This is a genomic window from Steroidobacter flavus, assembly GCF_042651805.1.
GTDB classification, from domain to species: domain Bacteria; phylum Pseudomonadota; class Gammaproteobacteria; order Steroidobacterales; family Steroidobacteraceae; genus Steroidobacter; species Steroidobacter flavus.
Genome location: NZ_JBHSDU010000015.1, coordinates 141081 through 159109 on the forward strand (window position 1 = coordinate 141081; position 18029 = coordinate 159109).

The following is an 18029-nucleotide window of genomic DNA, read 5'->3' on the forward strand; positions in this document are numbered from 1 at the left end:
ACTTCACTCCAAGATCTTCAAGACGGCACCCGCGCCGACGGTCTTGCCGCCTTCACGGATGGCGAAGCGCTGTCCGGCTTCCATCGCAACCGGATTGAACAGCTCGACGTTCACCGCCCGGGTGTCACCCGGCATCACCATCTCGATACCTTCCGGCAACGTGATGGCGCCGGTCACATCCGTCGTCCGGAAGAAGAACTGCGGCTGATAGCCCTTCAAAAAGGGCGTGTGTCGACCGCCTTCCTCCTTGGTCAGCACATACAACTCACATTCGAATCGTTTGTGAGCCGTCACGCTGCCCGGACTGACCAGCACCTGGCCACGCTCCACCTCGTCGTGCTTCACGCCGCGCAGGAGCAGACCGGCGTTGTCGCCCGCCCGTCCCTCATCGACGATCTTGCGAAAGATCTCGATGCTGGTGCACGTGGTGGTCCTCGAAGGCTTCAAGCCCACGATTTCAACCTCGTCGTTCGGGCGAATGACGCCGCGCTCGATACAGCCGGTGACCACGGTGCCGCGTCCAGAGATCGTGTAGACCTCCTCCACCCGCATCAAGAACGGACCGTTCAACACCCGATCCGGCAGCGGAATGAATCGATCCATCTCCGCCACGAGCCGGACGATGGACGGCACGCCCAGATCGCACGCGTCGCCGGCGAGCGCCTTGAGCGCGCTGCCTCGAACGACCGGCGTGACATCGCCGGGAAAGCCGTTCTTCGACAGCAGCTCACGCACTTCCAGCTCCACGAGGTCCAGAAGCTCCGTGTCATCGACCAGGTCCGCCTTGTTCAGGAACACGACCATGTGCGGCACGCCGACCTGGCGCGCCAACAGGATGTGCTCCCGCGTCTGAGGCATGGCGCCGTCGGCCGCCGACACCACCAGGATCGCACCGTCCATCTGCGCCGCGCCGGTGATCATGTTCTTCACATAGTCGGCGTGGCCCGGGCAGTCCACGTGCGCGTAGTGACGCGACGCGGACTGAAATTCCACATGGGCGGTGGTAATGGTGATGCCTCGGGCACGCTCCTCCGGTGTCTTGTCGATCTGATCGAAGGCCTTGAACTCGCCTCCGTACAGATCGGACATGACCCTGGTGAGCGCCGCCGTCAGCGTCGTCTTGCCGTGGTCCACGTGACCGATGGTTCCAATGTTCACGTGCGGCTTGGTGCGCTCGAACTTCTGTCTCACGATGTCTCTCCTTTCTCACGAGTCCACTTTGGCGAATGGCCGGTGGACGCTCGGCCACCTGCCACAAGGAATTCGCGGCAGGAAAAACAAAAAGCCCCCTCCGGCAGAACCGAAGGGGGCTTGTCTGTTATCGCAGCCCGATATGGACGCTCAAACGCTAGGCACGACCCTCCCGTCCCGCCTGGGGCAGGCTTGCAGATTCACCTAGTAGAGCGATTGAGAAACGCATGGCCGTAGTGTGGGGGCGGCTTGGAAACAAGTCAATGCGGAGCAAACATTGTCGTTGCCCGTTGCTCACGGGCACGTTCCCAAATCACCAGCGCCGCGCCGAGCCCAAGAAACACGGCGATGAGCAACAGGCTCGCGGCGTAACTGTGGGTGTAGGTCTTGGCGAGCCCAATCGCGGCGGGTCCGAGAAAGCCGCCGAAGTTTCCAAGCGAGTTGATCAACGCGATGGCGCCCGCCGCCGCGGCGCCTTGCAAGCCGCGACTTGCGAGCGCCCAGAACGAAGGCAATCCCGAATAGATGCCCACCGCCGCGAGACACAACGCCGCGAATCCCACGACCGGCGCGCTCGTCCAGCCACTCACGATGAGGGCCGCGGCGCCCAGAAGCATCGGTAACGCCACGTGTAACGCGCGCTCCTCGGTCGCATCCGAATGCCGGCCCCACAACACGAGCCCGATACACGCGAGCGAATACGGGATCATGGTGACGAGCCCGACCTGCACATTCGTCATCTGCCCGAGCGAGGCGATGATCTGCGGCAACCAGAAACTGAATCCATACAAGCCGACGAGGATGCAGAAGTAAACGAGGCCACTGCGCCACACCCGCGGCAGCATCAGTGCCTCGCGCAAACTCCTTGCATGATCGTGACTGGAGGAACCTGCATGCTCACGCGCGAGCTCGCTCTGCAGCCAGCGTTTCTCATCCTCGTTCAGCCACTTCGCATCCGAGGGCCGATCCGGCAACACCGCAAGCACCGCGATGCCAAGGATGATCGTCGGGACCGCCTCCAACAGAAACATCCACTGCCAGCCCTTGAGCCCCACCGCCTCGATGCCGAGCAGCGACGTCGAGATCGGCGCACCGATGACGCTCGATAACGGCAGCGCGATCATGAACAAGGCGATGATCCGTGCGCGATGCTGCGAGGGGAACCAGCAGGTGAGATAGAAAATGATGCCCGGAAAGAAACCCGCCTCGGCAATCCCGAGCAGGAACCGCACGGCATAGAAACTCCTCGGCCCCTGCACGAACGCCATCGCCGCCGAGAGAATGCCCCAGCTGATCATGATGCGTGCGATCCACAGGCGAGCACCGAAGCGCTCGAGCATCACATTGCTCGGTACCTCGCACAGGATGTAGCCGATAAAGAAGATGCCTGAGCCGATCCCGAACGCCGCCGCCGAAATCCCTAAGTCCGCATTCATGGTGAGCGCGGCGAAGCCGACGTTCACTCGATCCAGGAACGCGAAGAAGTAGAGGAAGCCCAGAAACGGAATCAGGCGGCCCGCGACCTTACGCAGCGTCGAGGTGCCTAGGTTGTTATCGGTCGGTGGGGTCATACGGGCTTAAGTTTATCGGATTTCAGTGGGCCGACGCCGGCCGCAATGGCATCGATTGCACGAACTCGCCCGTCGCTGGCCTGGCCGTGATACATGCTGACCCAACCGCAGGATGCGCCCCTCGGCATCCCCTTCTATGATCGACGGCTCACCGACCCACCAACAGAAGCATCGAGGTCCCCCGAATGAAAGATCGCGCTCGGCTGTCCCCTGTCCTGGCCCTGCTCAGCCTCGGGCTGCTGCCCGGCCTCGCCGCGGCACAGACGCCGTTCAAGCTGTACATCTCCGCCGATATGGAAGGGGTCGCAGGCGTCGTGAGCGACCAGCAGCTCCATCCCACCGGCTTCGAATATGGGCGCTTCCGTGAGTTCATGACGGCCGAAGTGAACACCGTGATCGATGCTGCCTTCGCCGCCGGCGTCATCGAGATCGTCGTGAGCGACTCGCATGGCAATGGCCAGAACCTGCTGATCGAGAAATTCCCGAAGAAGGTGTCGGTGATCCGCTCCTGGCCCCGCCCGCTGATGATGATGGAAGGCATCGACGACAGCTTCGCCGGCGCCATCCTGCTCGGCTATCACACGAGCACCCACAATGAGCATGGCGTCCGTGCGCATACGCTTTCCAGCGCCCGCCTCGCCGACGTGCGCATCAACGACAAACAAGTGGGCGAAGGCGAGATCAGCGCCGCGATCGCAGGTCACTTTGGCGTGCCCGTCATCATGGTCAGCGGCGACGATCAGCTCGTGAAGGAACTGCAAGGCACACTGGGCAATGTCGAAGGCGCGGTCGTGAAATGGGCGGTGGGCTTCCACTCCGCTCGCACGCTCACGCCCGCCGAAGCAAACGACGTGCTTCGAGCGAGCACCGAACGTGCGCTCGGTCGGATCAAGAGCTTCAAACCTTACAAGGTCGCAACGCCGGTGCGCTTCGACATCCGCTTCAAGAGCTATCGTCAGGCCGACATGCTGAGCTATCTGCCCATCGTCGAGCGCCTCGACTCCCACACGATCCGTTACACCGCCAAGGACATGCCGACCGCCTCCAAGTTCGTCGAGTTCGCGGTGACGTATGAAGCGGACATGGATCCCTGATCGATGCTGAGCCTGTAAATGTTTCGCGTGTGATGGGCACAGGGACGTGCCGACGCTGCCCCCCTGCAACCTGCACGTAACGCCTCCGACACATCGGCCGCCTAGCCTTATGACAAGCGCCTCCCCAGCCCCGTCATAGGAAGCCAGGTATGACCGACAACAGCAACGATCCCCGTGTGTCTCGTCGCTCCTTCTTGCAGCAGGCCGCGCTCGGCGGCGTCACGCTCACGGGTATCGGCGGCATTCTGTATTCGAAGCAGGCACCGGCCGTGATTGCCTCAGACGCCACGCGTCCCATGGCGAACTGGGGGTTGCAGATCGGCGATGTGATCGACGATCGCGCGATCATCTGGAGCCGCGCCGATCGCGCCGCTCGCATGATTGTCGAGTGGTCGCTCGATGAGACCTTCAAGCGCTCGAAGAAGATTCGCGGCCCGCACGCACTCGAAGTCACCGACTTCACCTCGCGCATCGATCTCACGCAGCTGCCGGCCGATTCGGAAGTGTTCGTGCGCGTGAGCTACCAGGACCTCGATTCCGGCCGCGCGTCGAGCGAGCCCTTGGTCGGCCAGTTCCGCACGCCGCCGTCGCATCGTCGTGACATTCGTTTCGTGTGGTCGGGCGACACGGCCGGTCAAGGCTGGGGCATCGATCTCGGCTTCGGCGGCATGAAGATCTATGAGGCCATGCGCCAGGTGCGCCCCGATTTCTTCATTCATTCCGGCGACACCATTTACGCCGACGGCCCGATGGTCGAGCGCGTAACCGACACCGCCGGCAACCTGATCTGGACCAATGCGTTCCTCGATGAGGTGCCGGAGAAGATGAAGGTCGCCGAGACCTTGCACGAGTATCGCCGCAATCATCTCTACAACCGCTACGACGCGAACATTCAGCGCTTCTCCGCCGAAGTGCCGCAGATCTGGCAGTGGGACGATCACGAAGTCACCAACAACTGGTCGGACAGCAAGGTGCTCGATTCGCGTTACACCGAGCAACGCGTTCAAACGTTGACCGCCCGCGCGACGCGCGCGTTCCTCGAACACTCCCCGATGCGCTGGCACAACCAGGCCGAGGAAGAGCGCGTCTATCGTCACATTCCTTATGGCCGCGATCTCGATGTGTTCGTGCTCGACATGCGCAGCTATCGCGGACCGAACTCGTACAACCTGCAGGCTGAACCGAGCGCGGAGACCGCGTTCCTCGGCAAGCCGCAGATTGATTGGTTGAAGAAGAAGCTCAAAGAGTCCCGCACGACGTGGAAGGTCATCGCGGCCGACATGCCGCTTGGCGTTCAGATTCCGGACGGCACCGATCCGCAAGGCCGTGCGAAATGGGAAGGCCCTGCGAACGGCAACGACGGCCCGGCCTCGGGACGAGAGCTCGAGATCGCCGACCTACTGCGCTTCATCAAGCGCGAGGACATTCGCAACATCGTTTGGGTGACCGCCGACATTCACTACTGCGCGGCTCACTACTACGACCCGAACAAGGCGGTGTTCCAGGACTTCGCGCCGTTCTGGGAATTCGTCGCCGGCCCGCTGAACGCCGGCACCTTCGGCCCGAACCCCATGGACAAGACCTTCGGCCCGCAAGTGATCTTCTCGAAGACCCCACCGGCCCCGAACGCCCCGCCGAGCGCCGGCTTCCAGTTCTTCGGCCAGATCGACATCGACGAGCACAGCAAGGTGCTGAGCGTCGCGCTCAAGGACTTGAACGGCACCAAGGTGTTCGGCAAGCAGCTCGAGCCCCGGCCGTCGAAGGGCGACCACGACCGCTGGGATTGACCCCCTCGGGCGTCCCACCCGCGATCCATGCTAGGATGCGCGCCCCCGGGCCGACCCGCCCGGGGCCGCCTCATGCGTGGAAGGGTGGCAGAGTGGTCGATTGCACCGGTCTTGAAAACCGGCAGGCTCTCACGAGTCTCGTGGGTTCGAATCCCACCCCTTCCGCCAACCTTACGCCCTCAGATACCGGGCCAAGTCCACACCCTCCTCCCCCGGTATGGCCTTGCGCTCGAATTCCGCCTGACGTCCCCAGGGCATCGTCGCATCGATGGCAAGACGACCCCAGTGGTCTTTCATTTCATCGCGATAAAACCCTGGAATGCGCTCCAGCACCATCGCTCGCTGGTCGGCCGGTCCCCGGGTGAGAAAGGCCCACATCACGTCGTTGAGATCGTAGATGTCCACATCCTCATCCACGACCATGCAGACCTTGTTGTAGTCCATGTTGGAGCCCAATGCCGCGAGCAACGCGTGTTTGCCGTGGCCCTCATACTCCTGCCGGATCTTCAGAATCGAGATCATGCAGTTGGGGCGGGTCGACACATCGAGCACACCCTTCACGACTCGACTGACGTGTTCGTACACGCGCGCCGCAGTCAGTGCCTCGAGGGGCCGCAAGTCCTCCGCCGTGCCGCACGTCAGCGCATGGAAATAAGCACCCGCGCGATGAGTCACCGCCAGCACCTCGAACACATGGTTGTCACCTACTGGCACATAGGCGCCCAGGAATTCGCCGAAGGGTCCTTCCGGCCGACGCACGTTCGGCACAAAGCGACCTTCCACGACGATCTCGGTCGCGGCCGGCACTGACAAGCCGATCCGGCTGCACGATCGCATCGGGACCGGCCCGCCGAGCAGCTTCGCCGCAAGCTCCAGTTCATTCGCCTCGTAGGGCAGCGAGTATCCCGCGGAGAGAAAGATTTCCGGGGGCACCCCAATGAGCAGCGCCGCCTCCAGCGCCTCGCCTCGCTGCTCCGCCTTCTTTTGATAGCGAGCCAGATCGTGCGAGGAGCCCAGCCGAACGCGCAGTTCCCGATCGTTCACATACATCGAACGATGGAACGACAGGTTCGGCACGCCCGTATCAGGTTCAAGCGCAAGAAATATCGCGGAGGTGAAATAAGGTCCCGCATCCTTACCGTGATAAGTGATCAGAGGCAGATCGCTCAGCGAGCACTCCATCAAATCCGCGGGCGCAGCGACGTGCTCGTAGATCTGCGACGGCACAGCTGAGCGCAGCACCTTGTCCCACGCCGGGCAGAATGCATCCGAGGTGGCGCCGATCAGCCGGCAAAGGCGATCGTGACTACCATACAGGTTGCTCACGACCGGCAGTCGGGTACCGGCGACGTTGTTGAACAACACCGCCTTCTCGCTGATCGTCTGGATCTTCCGGGTGACCGCGGCGAGCTCGAACTTGGGGTTCACGGGCTCATCGACGATCAGCAACTCACCGTCGGCGGCTAGCTTCTCGATAAAGTCTTTCATTGAGTTCGTTCCCCGCGATCGTACCGGCGCAAAAACAATAGAAGCCCGCATGACCCGATGATCGCTGCCGCATCGAGTTGAAGCGCAGCGTGATACGAGGCTGTTGCCGAATAAACCTGCGCGCTGAGATAAGCGCCGAGCGCGGCCCCGATCAGATAGACGCTGAGCAGTGCGCCATAGATCTGCCCGAACCAACGCAATCCGAAGTACCGACCAACGAGATATCCCAACAGGTCATTTTCAGCGCCGAGCGCGACGCCCACCGCCACCGCGCAAATGAACACACCCGCGACGCCGCTGCCCTCCATCAACCAGAGAATCGCGACGGCGGCAGCTGCATAACAAACAAAAGCCACATAGGGCGCGAACACGCGATCGATCGTGAAGCCGACGACGAGCCGGCCGGGAAATGAGCCGACGCCGATGGCGGACAACATGATCGCGGCGGAGGCAGCGCTCATGCCCCGATCGGTGAGCATGGGCACGATCTGCGATTGCACGCCGTTCAAGGCGAATGACATCAATAGAAACGTGGCCGCCAGGACCCAGAATTCGCGGGTTCGCATCGCTCCGGCGAGCGACACGCCGATCGGTTCCCGATGTAACGCCGGCTGCGAATCGTGAACCTGCCCATCGATGTGCAACCCCACCTGCGCCGGTGAATCACGCAGCAGCAACGTGACGATGGGCAGCGCTCCGAGCAATGCCAGCAGCCCGAGACCCACGTAACCCAGACGCCATCCGCCGATAGCAATCAAGGACTGCGCAATCATGGGAACCGCCACGTAGCCCAGGCCAAATCCAGCCATGCAGATGCCGATCACCAGGCCCCGCCGTCGGTCGAACCAAGCGGAGATCACTCGGATGAATGTCAGACTTTGCGCCCCCGCGCCCAGCACGGCCAGCAAGGCGTACATGACATACCAGCCGGCGAGGCTCGGGCCGAGCCAGCCCATCGACACGAGCGCCGCGCCATACAGCAGGATCGAGGGAATGGCGACGCGACGCGCGCCCAGCCGATCGACGAGTCGTCCCGCGAGCGGCAGCGACACCACCAGGACACACAGAAAGAGGCTCAACGCCCCGGTAATCTGCGAACGAGACCAGCCGAATGCCTGCTGCAGCTCAGTGACGAACAGACTGAACGGCACATTGATCAACGTCGCGGGGCTGAGCGCCGAGCCAATGACACACGCCACGACCACCTGCCATCCAAACGGCGCACGCGTTACAGGCAACTCAATCGTCCTCGCTATTTGATTCATCGGCTGTTTGTGGCGGAGCGCCCCACCGGACGGTGAGGTCGTGCGCGATGTCGAGCTGATCCAGGATCCTCGCCACGATGAAGTCGACGATCTGCTCGACACGCTGCGGCCGATGATAGAAGCCCGGGTTGGCCGGCAGGATCACCGCGCCCAACTCCGCGAGCGTCGTCATGTTTCGTAGATGAATGAGCGAAAACGGCGTCTCACGCGGCACGAGGATCAGCTGGCGCCGCTCTTTGATGACGACATCGGCCGCGCGCGTGATCAGGTTGTGACTACTGCCCACTGCGATCGACGATAAGGTCCCCATGCTGCAAGGACAGACGACCATCGCACGGGGTGCGCCCGAGCCGCTCGCGACCGGCGCCGTCCACTCCTGATCGCCAAAGACCCGCACTTGCTCCTCTCGTCCACCGAACTGCTGAGCGAGATAACTGGCAATCGCCTTGTTCTGCCCTGGCAGGTGTACGTCGAGCTCCCAGGCAAAGACGGCCCGCGCCGCCTTGGAAACCATGACGTACACTTCCATCTGCGCCGCCAGCAAACATTGCAGCAGGCGCAATCCATATTGCAGGCCCGACGCGCCGGTGAAGGCTACCGAGATACGATCGCCGGGCTTGGACGTTCCAGGGTTTCGCATGGGCAATGACAACGTCAACGATCGCCGATCGGTAGCACGACCTTGCCGCCCTGCTTGTACAGCACACCGTCCTTCATGATGAAGCCGACTGACTTCATCCGCGCGATATCGGCGAGCGGATCGCCGGCCACCGCGACGATGTCCGCAAGCTTGCCGGACTCGATGGAGCCGAGCTGCTTCTGGATCCTCAACATCCTGGCGGCCTCGATCGTCGCACTCTGAATCGTTGCCATCGGCGACATGCCGACACCGACCATGTGCACGAACTCCTCCGCATTCGTGCCATTCGGAAAGACGCCCGCGTCGCTACCGAACACGATCCACACGCCGGCCTCGAGCGCGACCTTCATGCTCTGATCGATTCGGTCGCTGTAAGGGGAAACGTGCGAGCCGGCAGCATCGGGTTCATCGATCCATTTGAGCGCGGTCATGGTCGGCACGAATGCAATCCCGCGCTTTTTCATTTCGCGAGCGGTCGCCTCATCCAGATAGGTGCCGTGCTCGATAGAAGTCACGCCTCCACGCACCGCACGCCGAATCGCTTCCAAGGAATGCACGTGCGCGGCGACGGTCATGCCGTAATCCGCCGCGGTCGCAACGACCGCATCGATCTCATCCTGCATCCACTGCGGCCCCATCTCATTGCCGAACCGATTGGCGCCGAGACCGTCGACGTTGATCTTGATGGCATCGGCACCGTCCTTGAAACGCTGGCGCACTGCCTGACGCGCCGACAGCGGACCATTGACGACGCCCTCCACCGGCCCGGGCTCTCCCATATATTCGTGGCGCAGGCCACTCGAGTAATCAGCGACGCCCCCCGTCGTGGCCAGGCCTTTGCCGACGGTGAAGATGCGGGGCCCATGGATATAGCCTCGATCGACCGCCCGGCGCATCGAGGCGCCCAGGTTGCGATCCTGGTCTCCCATCTCGCGCACGGTCGTGAAACCGGCCAGCAGCGTGCGTTCGGCAAACGCTTCGGCGCGATACGCGTAGTCGGCCGATTCCATCAAGAACTTTTCCGTTCGTACCTGCGCTGAGCGCTCCGTCGTCAGATGGACATGCATGTCCATCAAACCGGGCATCACCGTGTGATCGGTCAAGTCGATGAGTTGCTGGCCGGCGGCAGGCGTCGCATATCCTGAAGTGACATGGGTAATGCGGTTGCCGGAGACGGCGATGCTGACGCGCTCGACGATCTTGCCTTGGACCACGTCAACCATTCGCCCCGCGTGCAGCAAGTATTCGCCGGCGCTCGCGGCACCCGCCAACAACAGCAGAACGGACGCGATGAGGATTCGGTAGCTCACGATATTTCCTTTGCTTGAGATCCGCGCTGTCGAGGTCAGGGACGACCGGGGTTGGTGGGTTGCGCCACGCGCTTCGGCGTTGCCGGCGGCAATCGCACCGCCTCGACCCATTGTTGGGTCGCCGCTTCGCGCAACTGCAGCCGCTGCGGAATGGCATCGCCTTCCGGGAACGCGATTTCCATGCCATCGCCGCGCTGGAAAAACGTGTTGGCAGCGGATGCGAGCAGTCGAACCAGCGCGCCCGACGTCTGGAAATCGATGGTGGAGTCCTGATACAGGAGCTCCCTGCCATTGGTGATGAGCGTCACCACGCGACCATCCGGCAGCTGATAGTCACCCGCGAAGCGCAGCAGGTCCACCGCCGCGGGTGTGATCTCGGGTTTGTATCTATAGAGATGCTCCAAGGCGGGTGCGAACACGTTGGGCACCACGGTCATGTGATTCGTTTCCGGTACGACGAACGTGCGGGCGATGATCTTGTCCCGCTGCGCCTCGCTCAGCTGTTGAGCGAACCGTTCGAGCGTGCCCTGCATGGCCGGCAACTCCTCACCGCCGACATCCATGAAGACATACAGCGGTCGGGAGATGCGCTGCTTGACGAAGGTCGCGAAATCCTTGAACAGCATTTCATCTTCATAAAACAGTGACGGACTGGAGATCCAAAAACGCTGAAACGTCTCGCTCTCATGCAGCAGTGCATACGCCGCGAACAGCCCACCGAGCGAATGACCGCCGATCCCGCGATCCTTCGGGTCGGTTCGATAGTTCGCATCGACAAAGGAAATGATCTCCTCCTTCATCACACGCATGAAGTTCACCGCGCCCCGCTTGGGATCCATCGGGTAGTAGCGCTGCGACAACGGTCCGTAGTCCTGATAGCGCTGCCGAGCATCCTGATAGTCGACGCCCACGACAATGATCGGCGGCACCGCGCCCCGCGAGGCGAACCTGGGCAACAAGACCGCCAGCAGTTGAGCCCAGCGATTGCCGTCCATGACGTACAGCGTCGGATAGCGAGCGCTTGGGCTGCTCTCATATTCCGCGGGAAGCACGACGGTCAGCTGATATTCAGCGCCATTCAACTTGGATCGCAGCGTGTGCCCATAGGTCGACGGCAACGTGACCGGCGTCTGAGCGTGCGCGGCTCGAGCCACAGGCAGCGAAACAACGAAGCCTGCGACAGCGAGCCACGCGCAAGCGAATGAGCTGGATCGATTCATCACGATACCTTGGGTGAAGTCCGGTACGGCGACTCAAGAACGCGGCAGGACCAGCGTGGGCTGTCGGCCGAACGGCTCGATGCCCATCGTCGAGAACACCTCTTCCGGAAGAATCACGTCGCCGTTCTTCATCACCAGGCGCACCTTGCGAAGGACGTTCAGATCCTGCGTCGGATCGCCATCGACCAGCATCAGATCGGCCAGCTTGCCGGACTCGATCGAGCCTAGATCCTGGTCGCGTCCGAGCAGGCGGGCGCACTCGAGCGTCGCGAGCTGCAGCACCTGCGTCTTCGGAATTCCCGCTCGCCCGTACACTTCCAACTCACTCGGCAGCAACAAGCCGGCCTTATCGTCGGTCCCGGGAAGGATGCGGATGCCGGCGTCGTGCAACAGCTTCAACGCTTGCAGCAGCTTCTCCCAACTCGCTCGATACTGCGGAAGCTGCTCCGGCTTCATATCGAGCACGGAGGTGCGCCGTGAACGCTGAAATGGCGCGGGCATATGAGAGAGCCAGCTTGTCATGCTCGGCGGAGAGACACCGGGTCGCGTCAGCAACATCCATTCGAGGCCAGCCATCGTCACATCCACAGCGATACCCCGTTCCTGCATCAACGCGATCATGCGTCGTACCGGTTCGCTGCCCAGATCGAGCGTGCCCATCCGCTCGCCGACCGCCGTAAATCGCAGCGGCGTCCGCGTATCTTCCTTCCCATCGAGCACGAAGCTCAGCAGCAGCTGATTCATATGATTGATCTCATCGTAGCCCGCTCTGACCGCCGCCTCGGAGGTCATGAACGCGGGCACGTGTCCGCTCACGTGCAGCCCGAGTCGATGCGCCTCCGCTGCAATGGGCGCGACAAAGTCGGGCGGCATCGAGTTGTAGATCTTGATTCCCCAGAAGCCGTGATCCGCGTACCAACGCAGCTTCTCCAACGCCGTGGGCACCTGGTCCACCACAAAGCCATACCGGGCCGAATACTGGCTGCGGCCTTCGAGAAATCCCGAGAGAAACATTCGCGGCCCGATGAGCGCCCCGGTTTCCGTGGCGCGTTTGAGATCGAGCAGCACCTCGTTGTCACCACCCACGTCGCGCACGGAGGTCACGCCGCCCGCAAGGAACAGCGGCAGATCCCAACCGGAGTCGAAGGAAACATGCGAGTGCATGTCAGTGAAGCCGGGCAGCAACGTGCCACCCTCGCCTTCGACGATCACCGCATCGGCCGGTGGCACGGCGTCCGACCGCACGCTCACGATACGATCTCGAAACACGACGACCGTCGTAGGCTCGCCGAGTGTCGCGCGTTTGCTGTCGAAGACACGAACATTGCGCAGATAGATGGGTTGATCGTAGCGATGCAGAAGCCGTTGCGTCAGCTGCTGCAGATACGTGCGGTTGAGCTCTGAGGCCAGGCGGGTCAGCGGCTCATACTCTCGCTCATACCCGACGGGCACGAGCACCATGCGAGCATCGATCGTGCCGAAGAACTCGCCATTCGAGCGGGTCAGCACGAGCTGCGGAGAAATATCGATACCCCACAACGCGAAGACCTGGACTTGCTGTGCGAACTCTCCCGAGCCCACGTTCACATCGCGAAGCTTCTCGGCGCGAAGCACACCCCCCGGCAGCGCGCTTCGCTTGCCGCCCGGCGCCTTCAGTAGAGCACGAAGATACAGCCCCTGACTCCACGGGCTCGCATCGTTCGGGACATAGATCGGCGCTGCGTCCGAGCGCGCAGTGCCCGAATCCTCGAGACTCTTCCAGCTCGCGGTCCCGCCGGAGAACCGATAGGTCTCGCGAAGTGGCGCGCCCTTGTCGCGCGAGCCTTCGATGCGCCAATCCACCGGCAGTCCTTCACGCCCGAGACGAATCGACTCATGCACCTTGGGACCGCGCCCGTTGTTATCGATGCGATAGTCGATATCCACTCGCTCGCCGGCACGCGCAACGGCGAGCGTTCCCATCTGCCCCTCGGCGACCACGGCGACGTAACGTTCCGTCACCGCTGACGCCGCCGAAGCCGTGCCGGCATACATCACCACATAGAGCGCGCCAGAGATGAGCCAACGCGTGCTAGAACGCCACCATAGAGGCGCAAACAATCTTCGAAGCATAGGCACCGCCTTGCTGTCTTATCGTAGGGAGTGAACTTGGGAGAGCGCGTCGAAACGCGCCTAGAATCCGACCTGTGCCTCGAGACCGACAGTCCGCGGCCTGCCCACGAGCTCGTAGGTCGGAAGGTTGGCGTCCAGCAAGTAGCGCTCGTCGGTGAGATTGGTCCCGAAGATCGCCACCGTCCAACGTTCGGTGCCGACGCCAATGCGCGCATTCACGGTCGTGTAACTATCGAGCAAGGTCGAGCGTGGCCCGATGGGCCAGAAGCTGTTCCAACGATCGCCCACATGATTGACCTCGCTGCGCGCGAAGCCCATGAGCTCTCCTCCGATGGGATGCTCATAGAGCGCACTGATGTTCCAGGACAGCTTGGCAGACTGCGGCAGCCGATCGCCCTCTTTACTCGCCGAGCCTGGCGCAACGCCGGTCAGCTCCGCGTCGAGATAGGACGCCGACAGATTGACCGTGAGGCCATCCAGTGGTCGCAGCGCTGTTTCGAGCTCGATGCCTTTGCTCGCAGCTTCCCCAGCGTTGACCACGAATCCAATGCCGCAGCTGAGCGGCACGGTGGTCTGCATATCTTTCCAGTCGATGTAGAACGCAGCCGCATTGAGCTGCATGCGACCGTTGAACAACGTGTTCTTGGAGCCGATTTCGTAGTTCCACAAATCGTCCGGATCGAACGCGGACGCCACGCCGTCATAACCGGCCTCTTGCAACGCTGCCGCGCACGACGGCGGCACGGGCGTGTTCGCGCCACCGTTACGATAGCCTTGCACGGCCTGCGCGTAGATCATGTGATCGCGGCTGGCCTCGAACTGGAGTGCGACCTTTTTAGTGGTCGAGGTTTCATCGAAATCCTGCCTCGTGGCGGAGTCCTCGCCGGCGAGCAAGCCGCTGCTGCGAGAACTGCTCTGCTCTCGCACATTGAACAATCGCAGCCCCGCGGTGAGCGACAGTCTGTCGGTGAAGTTGAAGGTCAGCTCGGAGAACCCGGCAATCTGTTGGGTATCGCGGGTGTTGAGCGCCTCGTAATAACCGTCGGACGTGAGCACGCCTGCGAGGCTCGGCGCCTGTGATAGGTCGATCGTCTCGCCGGTCTCGGTCGACACATCCGAATAGTAGCCGCCCACCAGCCACTCGAGCCGTTGATCGCCCACGGAGGACAGGCGCACCTCTTGCGTGAATTGATCGAGACTGCCCGGCACTTGCAGACCGAGCCCTTCCAACGGACCGAGCGTAATGCCGGTCAACGCTCTGATGATGTTTCGCTGCGAAGTGCTGGTGGCATCGTAAGTACCCTTGCCATCCTTCGTCAGGTAGTTGCTCGCGGCGACCAGCGACACGCGATCCCAGTCCTGATTCAGCGTCAGGCTGAACAATTTGGTGTCCGACTCGCGGCTTTGCCGATAGATCTTGCCGTTCGCGAAATCGGCGCCGCCCGGGTCGTCGAACGGCGGCAAACCGATCTCCTGGTTCTGATACAGGAACCCCAGGATGACCGACGTGCCGTCCGCGGGGCGCACCAACAGTTGCGCGCGTGCGTTTTTCTTCTCGATGGTGTTCGCGTCCTTGTCACCGCGCGTCACATCGTCGATCCAGCCGCCGTCCTTGCGATAGCCTGCTGACATTCTCAAGGCCACGCGATCATCCATCAGCGGCACGTTGACGACACCGTCGATGCGCTCGCCGGTATCGCCGTGATCGACGCTCGATACCATGCCCCGGAACGCCGCCTCGAATGTATCGAGCTTGGGCTTTTTCGACAGCACCCGCACGGTGCCACCCATCGAGCCTGCGCCGTAGAGCGTGCCCTGCGGGCCCTTCAAAACCTCGACGCGATCCACGTCATAGATATCCGGGTCCAGCGTTCCGAGCGACGTGTCCGTCAGCGGCGCCTCATCGATGTACAGGCCGGTGAGCGCGTCTCTGGCACCGACGCCGTCCGAGATGCCACGGATGGTGACACTCATGCCGCCGACGTTACGCTCGGAGTAGTTCACGCCAGGAATCGTCGTCAGATAGTCGCGCATGTCCTGCGCGCCCTTTGCCTTGATGTCCTCGCCCGACAACACGCTGATCGCGGCGGGCACATCCTGAGTGCGTTGTTCGCGTCGTAACGCTGTAACAATCACTTCCTCGAGCGCGGCCGATTCCACGTTGCCGGAGACGGACGCTCCACGCGATGCCTGTCCGGCAACCTGCGCCAGACGAAGCCTTCCCCACGAGCCCTCGCCGCGCTCGGATGCCTCGGTCTCGGAGGTTTTCCGAACCGGCGCGATCGTGATGGTCTTTTGATCGAGGTAGCGATAGCGCAGCCCGGTGTCTTGCAGCAGTTGGTCCAACGCCTCGGCGAGCGTCAATTCGCCATGCACACCGCGCGTCAGCCGCTCCCCCACCACCGTATAGGGATAGATCATCTGCACGCCGCGCTCGCTTGCGAGCACCTGCAATGCCTCATCGAGCGATTGCTCGGGAATGTTTGTTGGTCGACGAATGGCCGCGTCAGCTTCGCCCGCGGCGGATACTCCGGCAATCGATATGCAAACGACCGCGCTTGCAACCATAGTACGCATGCAATCCCCTCCCCATTTTTTTGATTCGTCTCTCAGACGACTCCATGCGCGACCGCCAGATTTGTAATGACGGTGACTCATGGCTATGGATATAGAGAGCGGTTCCAAAAAAAAGTGGCTACGGGGCCGCTTCGATGCGGATCTCTTTGTCTGTTTCGATGACGCTCATGCCGGGCTGCTCGCGCAGAAAGCGAATCAGCGAGCTCGGGTCGGTGGACGAGAACGTACCGCTGATGAGAAAGGCCTGGATCTGCGGATCGGCGATGCGCATGGATCGAGCGTTGTATCGGCCGAATTCCTCCACCACTTCGGCCAGGGTGGTTTTTCGAAACACCAGACGGCGTTGCATCCAGGCGGTGGCTGCCGCAACGTTTGCAGTGGCCGCAGGTTCAACCGCATGCGGCGTGACGGTCGCCTGTTCGCCCGCGGCGAGCAGCAACTCTCCAGCATGCGCATGCAGAGGCGCGGCGCTTGATGGAAGCGCCTCCTCTGAGGTGACCGCGGCTCGAGGTGTCGGCGCGGCCGTCTCGGAGGCGACAGTGACCCGCCCTTCGACGACCGTGACCACGGTGCCCGTTCGCTTGCGATAGACATCGAACTGCGTCCCGACCGCGCGGACCCGGGCGTCGCCACTATGAACCACGAACGGGCGCGTCTCATCATGTGCGACCTGGAACAAGGCTTGCCCTTCCAGCAGCTCGACATCCCGCCCGTGCTCGCTGTAGCGAACTCGCACTCGAGAGCGGGCATTCAACTCGACGACGGACCCGTCGGCGAGCACGAAAGAACGCTGCTCGCCGATGCCGGTCGAGTAGGAGTTTCGCTCGCTGTAGATCCAACCGGCGAACAAACAAAGCAGCAGTGAGGCGGCAAGGGCCGCCCAGGCGCGACGTTTCACACGTGGCGTGCCCTGATCGGACTCTGACGATTCGAGACCGGCCTTGATCGAGACCACATTATCTGGCGCGTTCAATGCCCGGGCGATGATGCTTTGAGGATCATCGCCGGCGAGCGGGCCCCGCCCCACGCGACCCTGTTCCCACACGGGCACCAGCTCCAAAAATGCGCGCACATGATCGGGCGAGCGCCGCAGCCATTCATCGAATCGCCGACGGCTCGCCAGATCGATGTCCTCCTGATCGAACTCAACGAACCACTCGGCCGCCTCTTCCAGGATCTGAGCGTTGATTTTCGGTTTTCGCGGTGACATGGCGCGCATCACTCCATTGCGTCTAGTCGGCGCCGACAATGCACGAGGGCCTGCGCAAGATGTTTTTTCACCATTGCGTAAGACAGCCCCAGCTGGGACGCGATCTCTTCACGCGAATAGCCGTACTGGCGGTGGAGCACGAACACCGCGTAGGTCTTCGGCGGCAGCTCGCCCAGGACTTCGTAGAAACCTTCGAGTCGATCCCAGGCCTCGACCTGCTCGGCAGGATTGTCGCCGCTGCGGGCTTGTAGCATCGGCAGCGCCTCGGCGATATCGACCGCCTCGGGCGAGCTCGCGAGATTGAGCCGATGCTGATGCAAGACGTGGATGGCGACGGTGAAGAGATAGGCTCTGGGACTGCGGATCGTTTGCACGTCCGGGATGCGCAGCAGACGCAGGTACACTTCCTGGACCAGGTCCGGAAGATCGGCACCGGCCCCGTGTAATCGTCGTGCCAGGAACGAGCGCAGGCGTTGGCCGTGCTCCTGCACCAGCTCATTGACGAACGCTTGATGGTCTTCGGTGGGCAAACGGGTTCTCTGGGTAGCCGACCCCTACTATGCT

At 62.2% G+C, this 18029-nt stretch carries 13 protein-coding genes and 1 tRNA gene; 3 read left to right on the top strand and 11 right to left on the bottom strand.

Going from position 1 to position 18029, the window contains the following annotated elements:
• Positions 1-3 precede the first annotated feature (3 nt).
• Together tuf and ACFPN2_RS28495 are read right to left on the bottom strand one after the other, a co-directional pair.
• Positions 4-1194: an elongation factor Tu gene (gene tuf / locus ACFPN2_RS28490; protein ID WP_380606664.1), complete on the bottom strand. Its 1191-nt coding sequence runs from the start codon at positions 1192-1194 to the stop codon at positions 4-6.
• A gap of 257 nt (positions 1195-1451) precedes the next feature.
• Positions 1452-2762, bottom strand: coding sequence for an MFS transporter (locus tag ACFPN2_RS28495; protein ID WP_380603038.1), 1311 nt, complete (start codon positions 2760-2762; stop codon positions 1452-1454).
• Between the two features lie 185 nt (positions 2763-2947).
• Here ACFPN2_RS28495 and ACFPN2_RS28500 point away from each other — a divergent pair, with 185 nt between their 5' ends.
• The 3 genes from ACFPN2_RS28500 (at position 2948) to ACFPN2_RS28510 (ending at position 5811) form a co-directional block, all read left to right on the top strand.
• Positions 2948-3856 carry a M55 family metallopeptidase gene (locus ACFPN2_RS28500; protein ID WP_380603040.1) on the top strand — a complete coding sequence of 303 codons (909 nt, stop codon included), beginning with the start codon at positions 2948-2950 and terminating at the stop codon, positions 3854-3856.
• 149 nt (positions 3857-4005) lie between these two features.
• Positions 4006-5643: an alkaline phosphatase D family protein gene (locus ACFPN2_RS28505; RefSeq protein ID WP_380603042.1), complete on the top strand. Its 1638-nt coding sequence runs from the start codon at positions 4006-4008 to the stop codon at positions 5641-5643.
• A 78-nt stretch (positions 5644-5721) separates the two neighbouring features.
• A tRNA-Ser gene (locus ACFPN2_RS28510) sits at positions 5722-5811 on the top strand.
• 3 nt (positions 5812-5814) lie between these two features.
• Here ACFPN2_RS28510 and ACFPN2_RS28515 read toward each other — a convergent pair.
• The 9 genes from ACFPN2_RS28515 to ACFPN2_RS28555 form a co-directional block, all read right to left on the bottom strand.
• The gene (locus tag ACFPN2_RS28515) at positions 5815-7131 is read right to left on the bottom strand and encodes a UbiD family decarboxylase (RefSeq protein WP_380603044.1); all 1317 of its coding nucleotides are present in this window, start codon (positions 7129-7131) and stop codon (positions 5815-5817) included.
• Positions 7128-8396: an MFS transporter gene (locus ACFPN2_RS28520; protein ID WP_380603046.1), complete on the bottom strand. Its 1269-nt coding sequence runs from the start codon at positions 8394-8396 to the stop codon at positions 7128-7130. The genes ACFPN2_RS28515 and ACFPN2_RS28520 overlap by 4 nt, the downstream gene beginning before the upstream one ends.
• Positions 8371-9036, bottom strand: a complete 666-nt coding sequence (locus tag ACFPN2_RS28525; protein ID WP_380603048.1) for a flavin prenyltransferase UbiX — start codon at positions 9034-9036, stop codon at positions 8371-8373. Before ACFPN2_RS28525 ends, ACFPN2_RS28520 begins: the two co-directional genes overlap by 26 nt.
• Before the next feature lie 14 nt (positions 9037-9050).
• Positions 9051-10346: a metal-dependent hydrolase family protein gene (locus ACFPN2_RS28530; RefSeq protein WP_380603050.1), complete on the bottom strand. Its 1296-nt coding sequence runs from the start codon at positions 10344-10346 to the stop codon at positions 9051-9053.
• Positions 10347-10381: 35 nt separating this feature from the next.
• A complete protein-coding gene (locus ACFPN2_RS28535; RefSeq protein ID WP_380603052.1) occupies positions 10382-11566 on the bottom strand; it encodes an alpha/beta hydrolase in 1185 nt (394 codons plus the stop codon).
• Between the two features lie 33 nt (positions 11567-11599).
• Positions 11600-13678 carry an amidohydrolase family protein gene (locus ACFPN2_RS28540; RefSeq protein WP_380603054.1) on the bottom strand — a complete coding sequence of 693 codons (2079 nt, stop codon included), beginning with the start codon at positions 13676-13678 and terminating at the stop codon, positions 11600-11602.
• Positions 13679-13738: 60 nt separating this feature from the next.
• Positions 13739-16255, bottom strand: a complete 2517-nt coding sequence (locus ACFPN2_RS28545; RefSeq protein WP_380603056.1) for a TonB-dependent receptor — start codon at positions 16253-16255, stop codon at positions 13739-13741.
• 118 nt (positions 16256-16373) lie between these two features.
• A complete protein-coding gene (locus ACFPN2_RS28550) occupies positions 16374-17465 on the bottom strand; it encodes a FecR family protein (protein WP_380603058.1) in 1092 nt (363 codons plus the stop codon).
• A gap of 8 nt (positions 17466-17473) precedes the next feature.
• Positions 17474-17995, bottom strand: coding sequence for an RNA polymerase sigma factor (locus ACFPN2_RS28555; RefSeq protein WP_380603060.1), 522 nt, complete (start codon positions 17993-17995; stop codon positions 17474-17476).
• Between the last annotated feature and the right edge of the window lie 34 nt (positions 17996-18029).

What these genes read in the sequence shown, in the direction of transcription:
- ACFPN2_RS28500 (WP_380603040.1), top strand. Translation starts at nt 2,948, where the DNA reads ATGAAAGATCGCGCTCGGCTGTCCCCTGTCCTGGCCCTGCTCAGCCTC.
- ACFPN2_RS28495 (WP_380603038.1), bottom strand. Translation starts at nt 2,762, where the DNA reads ATGACCCCACCGACCGATAACAACCTAGGCACCTCGACGCTGCGTAAG.
- ACFPN2_RS28520 (WP_380603046.1), bottom strand. Translation starts at nt 8,396, where the DNA reads ATGAATCAAATAGCGAGGACGATTGAGTTGCCTGTAACGCGTGCGCCG.
- ACFPN2_RS28535 (WP_380603052.1), bottom strand. Translation starts at nt 11,566, where the DNA reads ATGAATCGATCCAGCTCATTCGCTTGCGCGTGGCTCGCTGTCGCAGGC.
- ACFPN2_RS28545 (WP_380603056.1), bottom strand. Translation starts at nt 16,255, where the DNA reads ATGCGTACTATGGTTGCAAGCGCGGTCGTTTGCATATCGATTGCCGGA.
- ACFPN2_RS28540 (WP_380603054.1), bottom strand. Translation starts at nt 13,678, where the DNA reads ATGCTTCGAAGATTGTTTGCGCCTCTATGGTGGCGTTCTAGCACGCGT.
- ACFPN2_RS28525 (WP_380603048.1), bottom strand. Translation starts at nt 9,036, where the DNA reads ATGCGAAACCCTGGAACGTCCAAGCCCGGCGATCGTATCTCGGTAGCC.
- ACFPN2_RS28515 (WP_380603044.1), bottom strand. Translation starts at nt 7,131, where the DNA reads ATGAAAGACTTTATCGAGAAGCTAGCCGCCGACGGTGAGTTGCTGATC.
- ACFPN2_RS28550 (WP_380603058.1), bottom strand. Translation starts at nt 17,465, where the DNA reads ATGTCACCGCGAAAACCGAAAATCAACGCTCAGATCCTGGAAGAGGCG.
- ACFPN2_RS28505 (WP_380603042.1), top strand. Translation starts at nt 4,006, where the DNA reads ATGACCGACAACAGCAACGATCCCCGTGTGTCTCGTCGCTCCTTCTTG.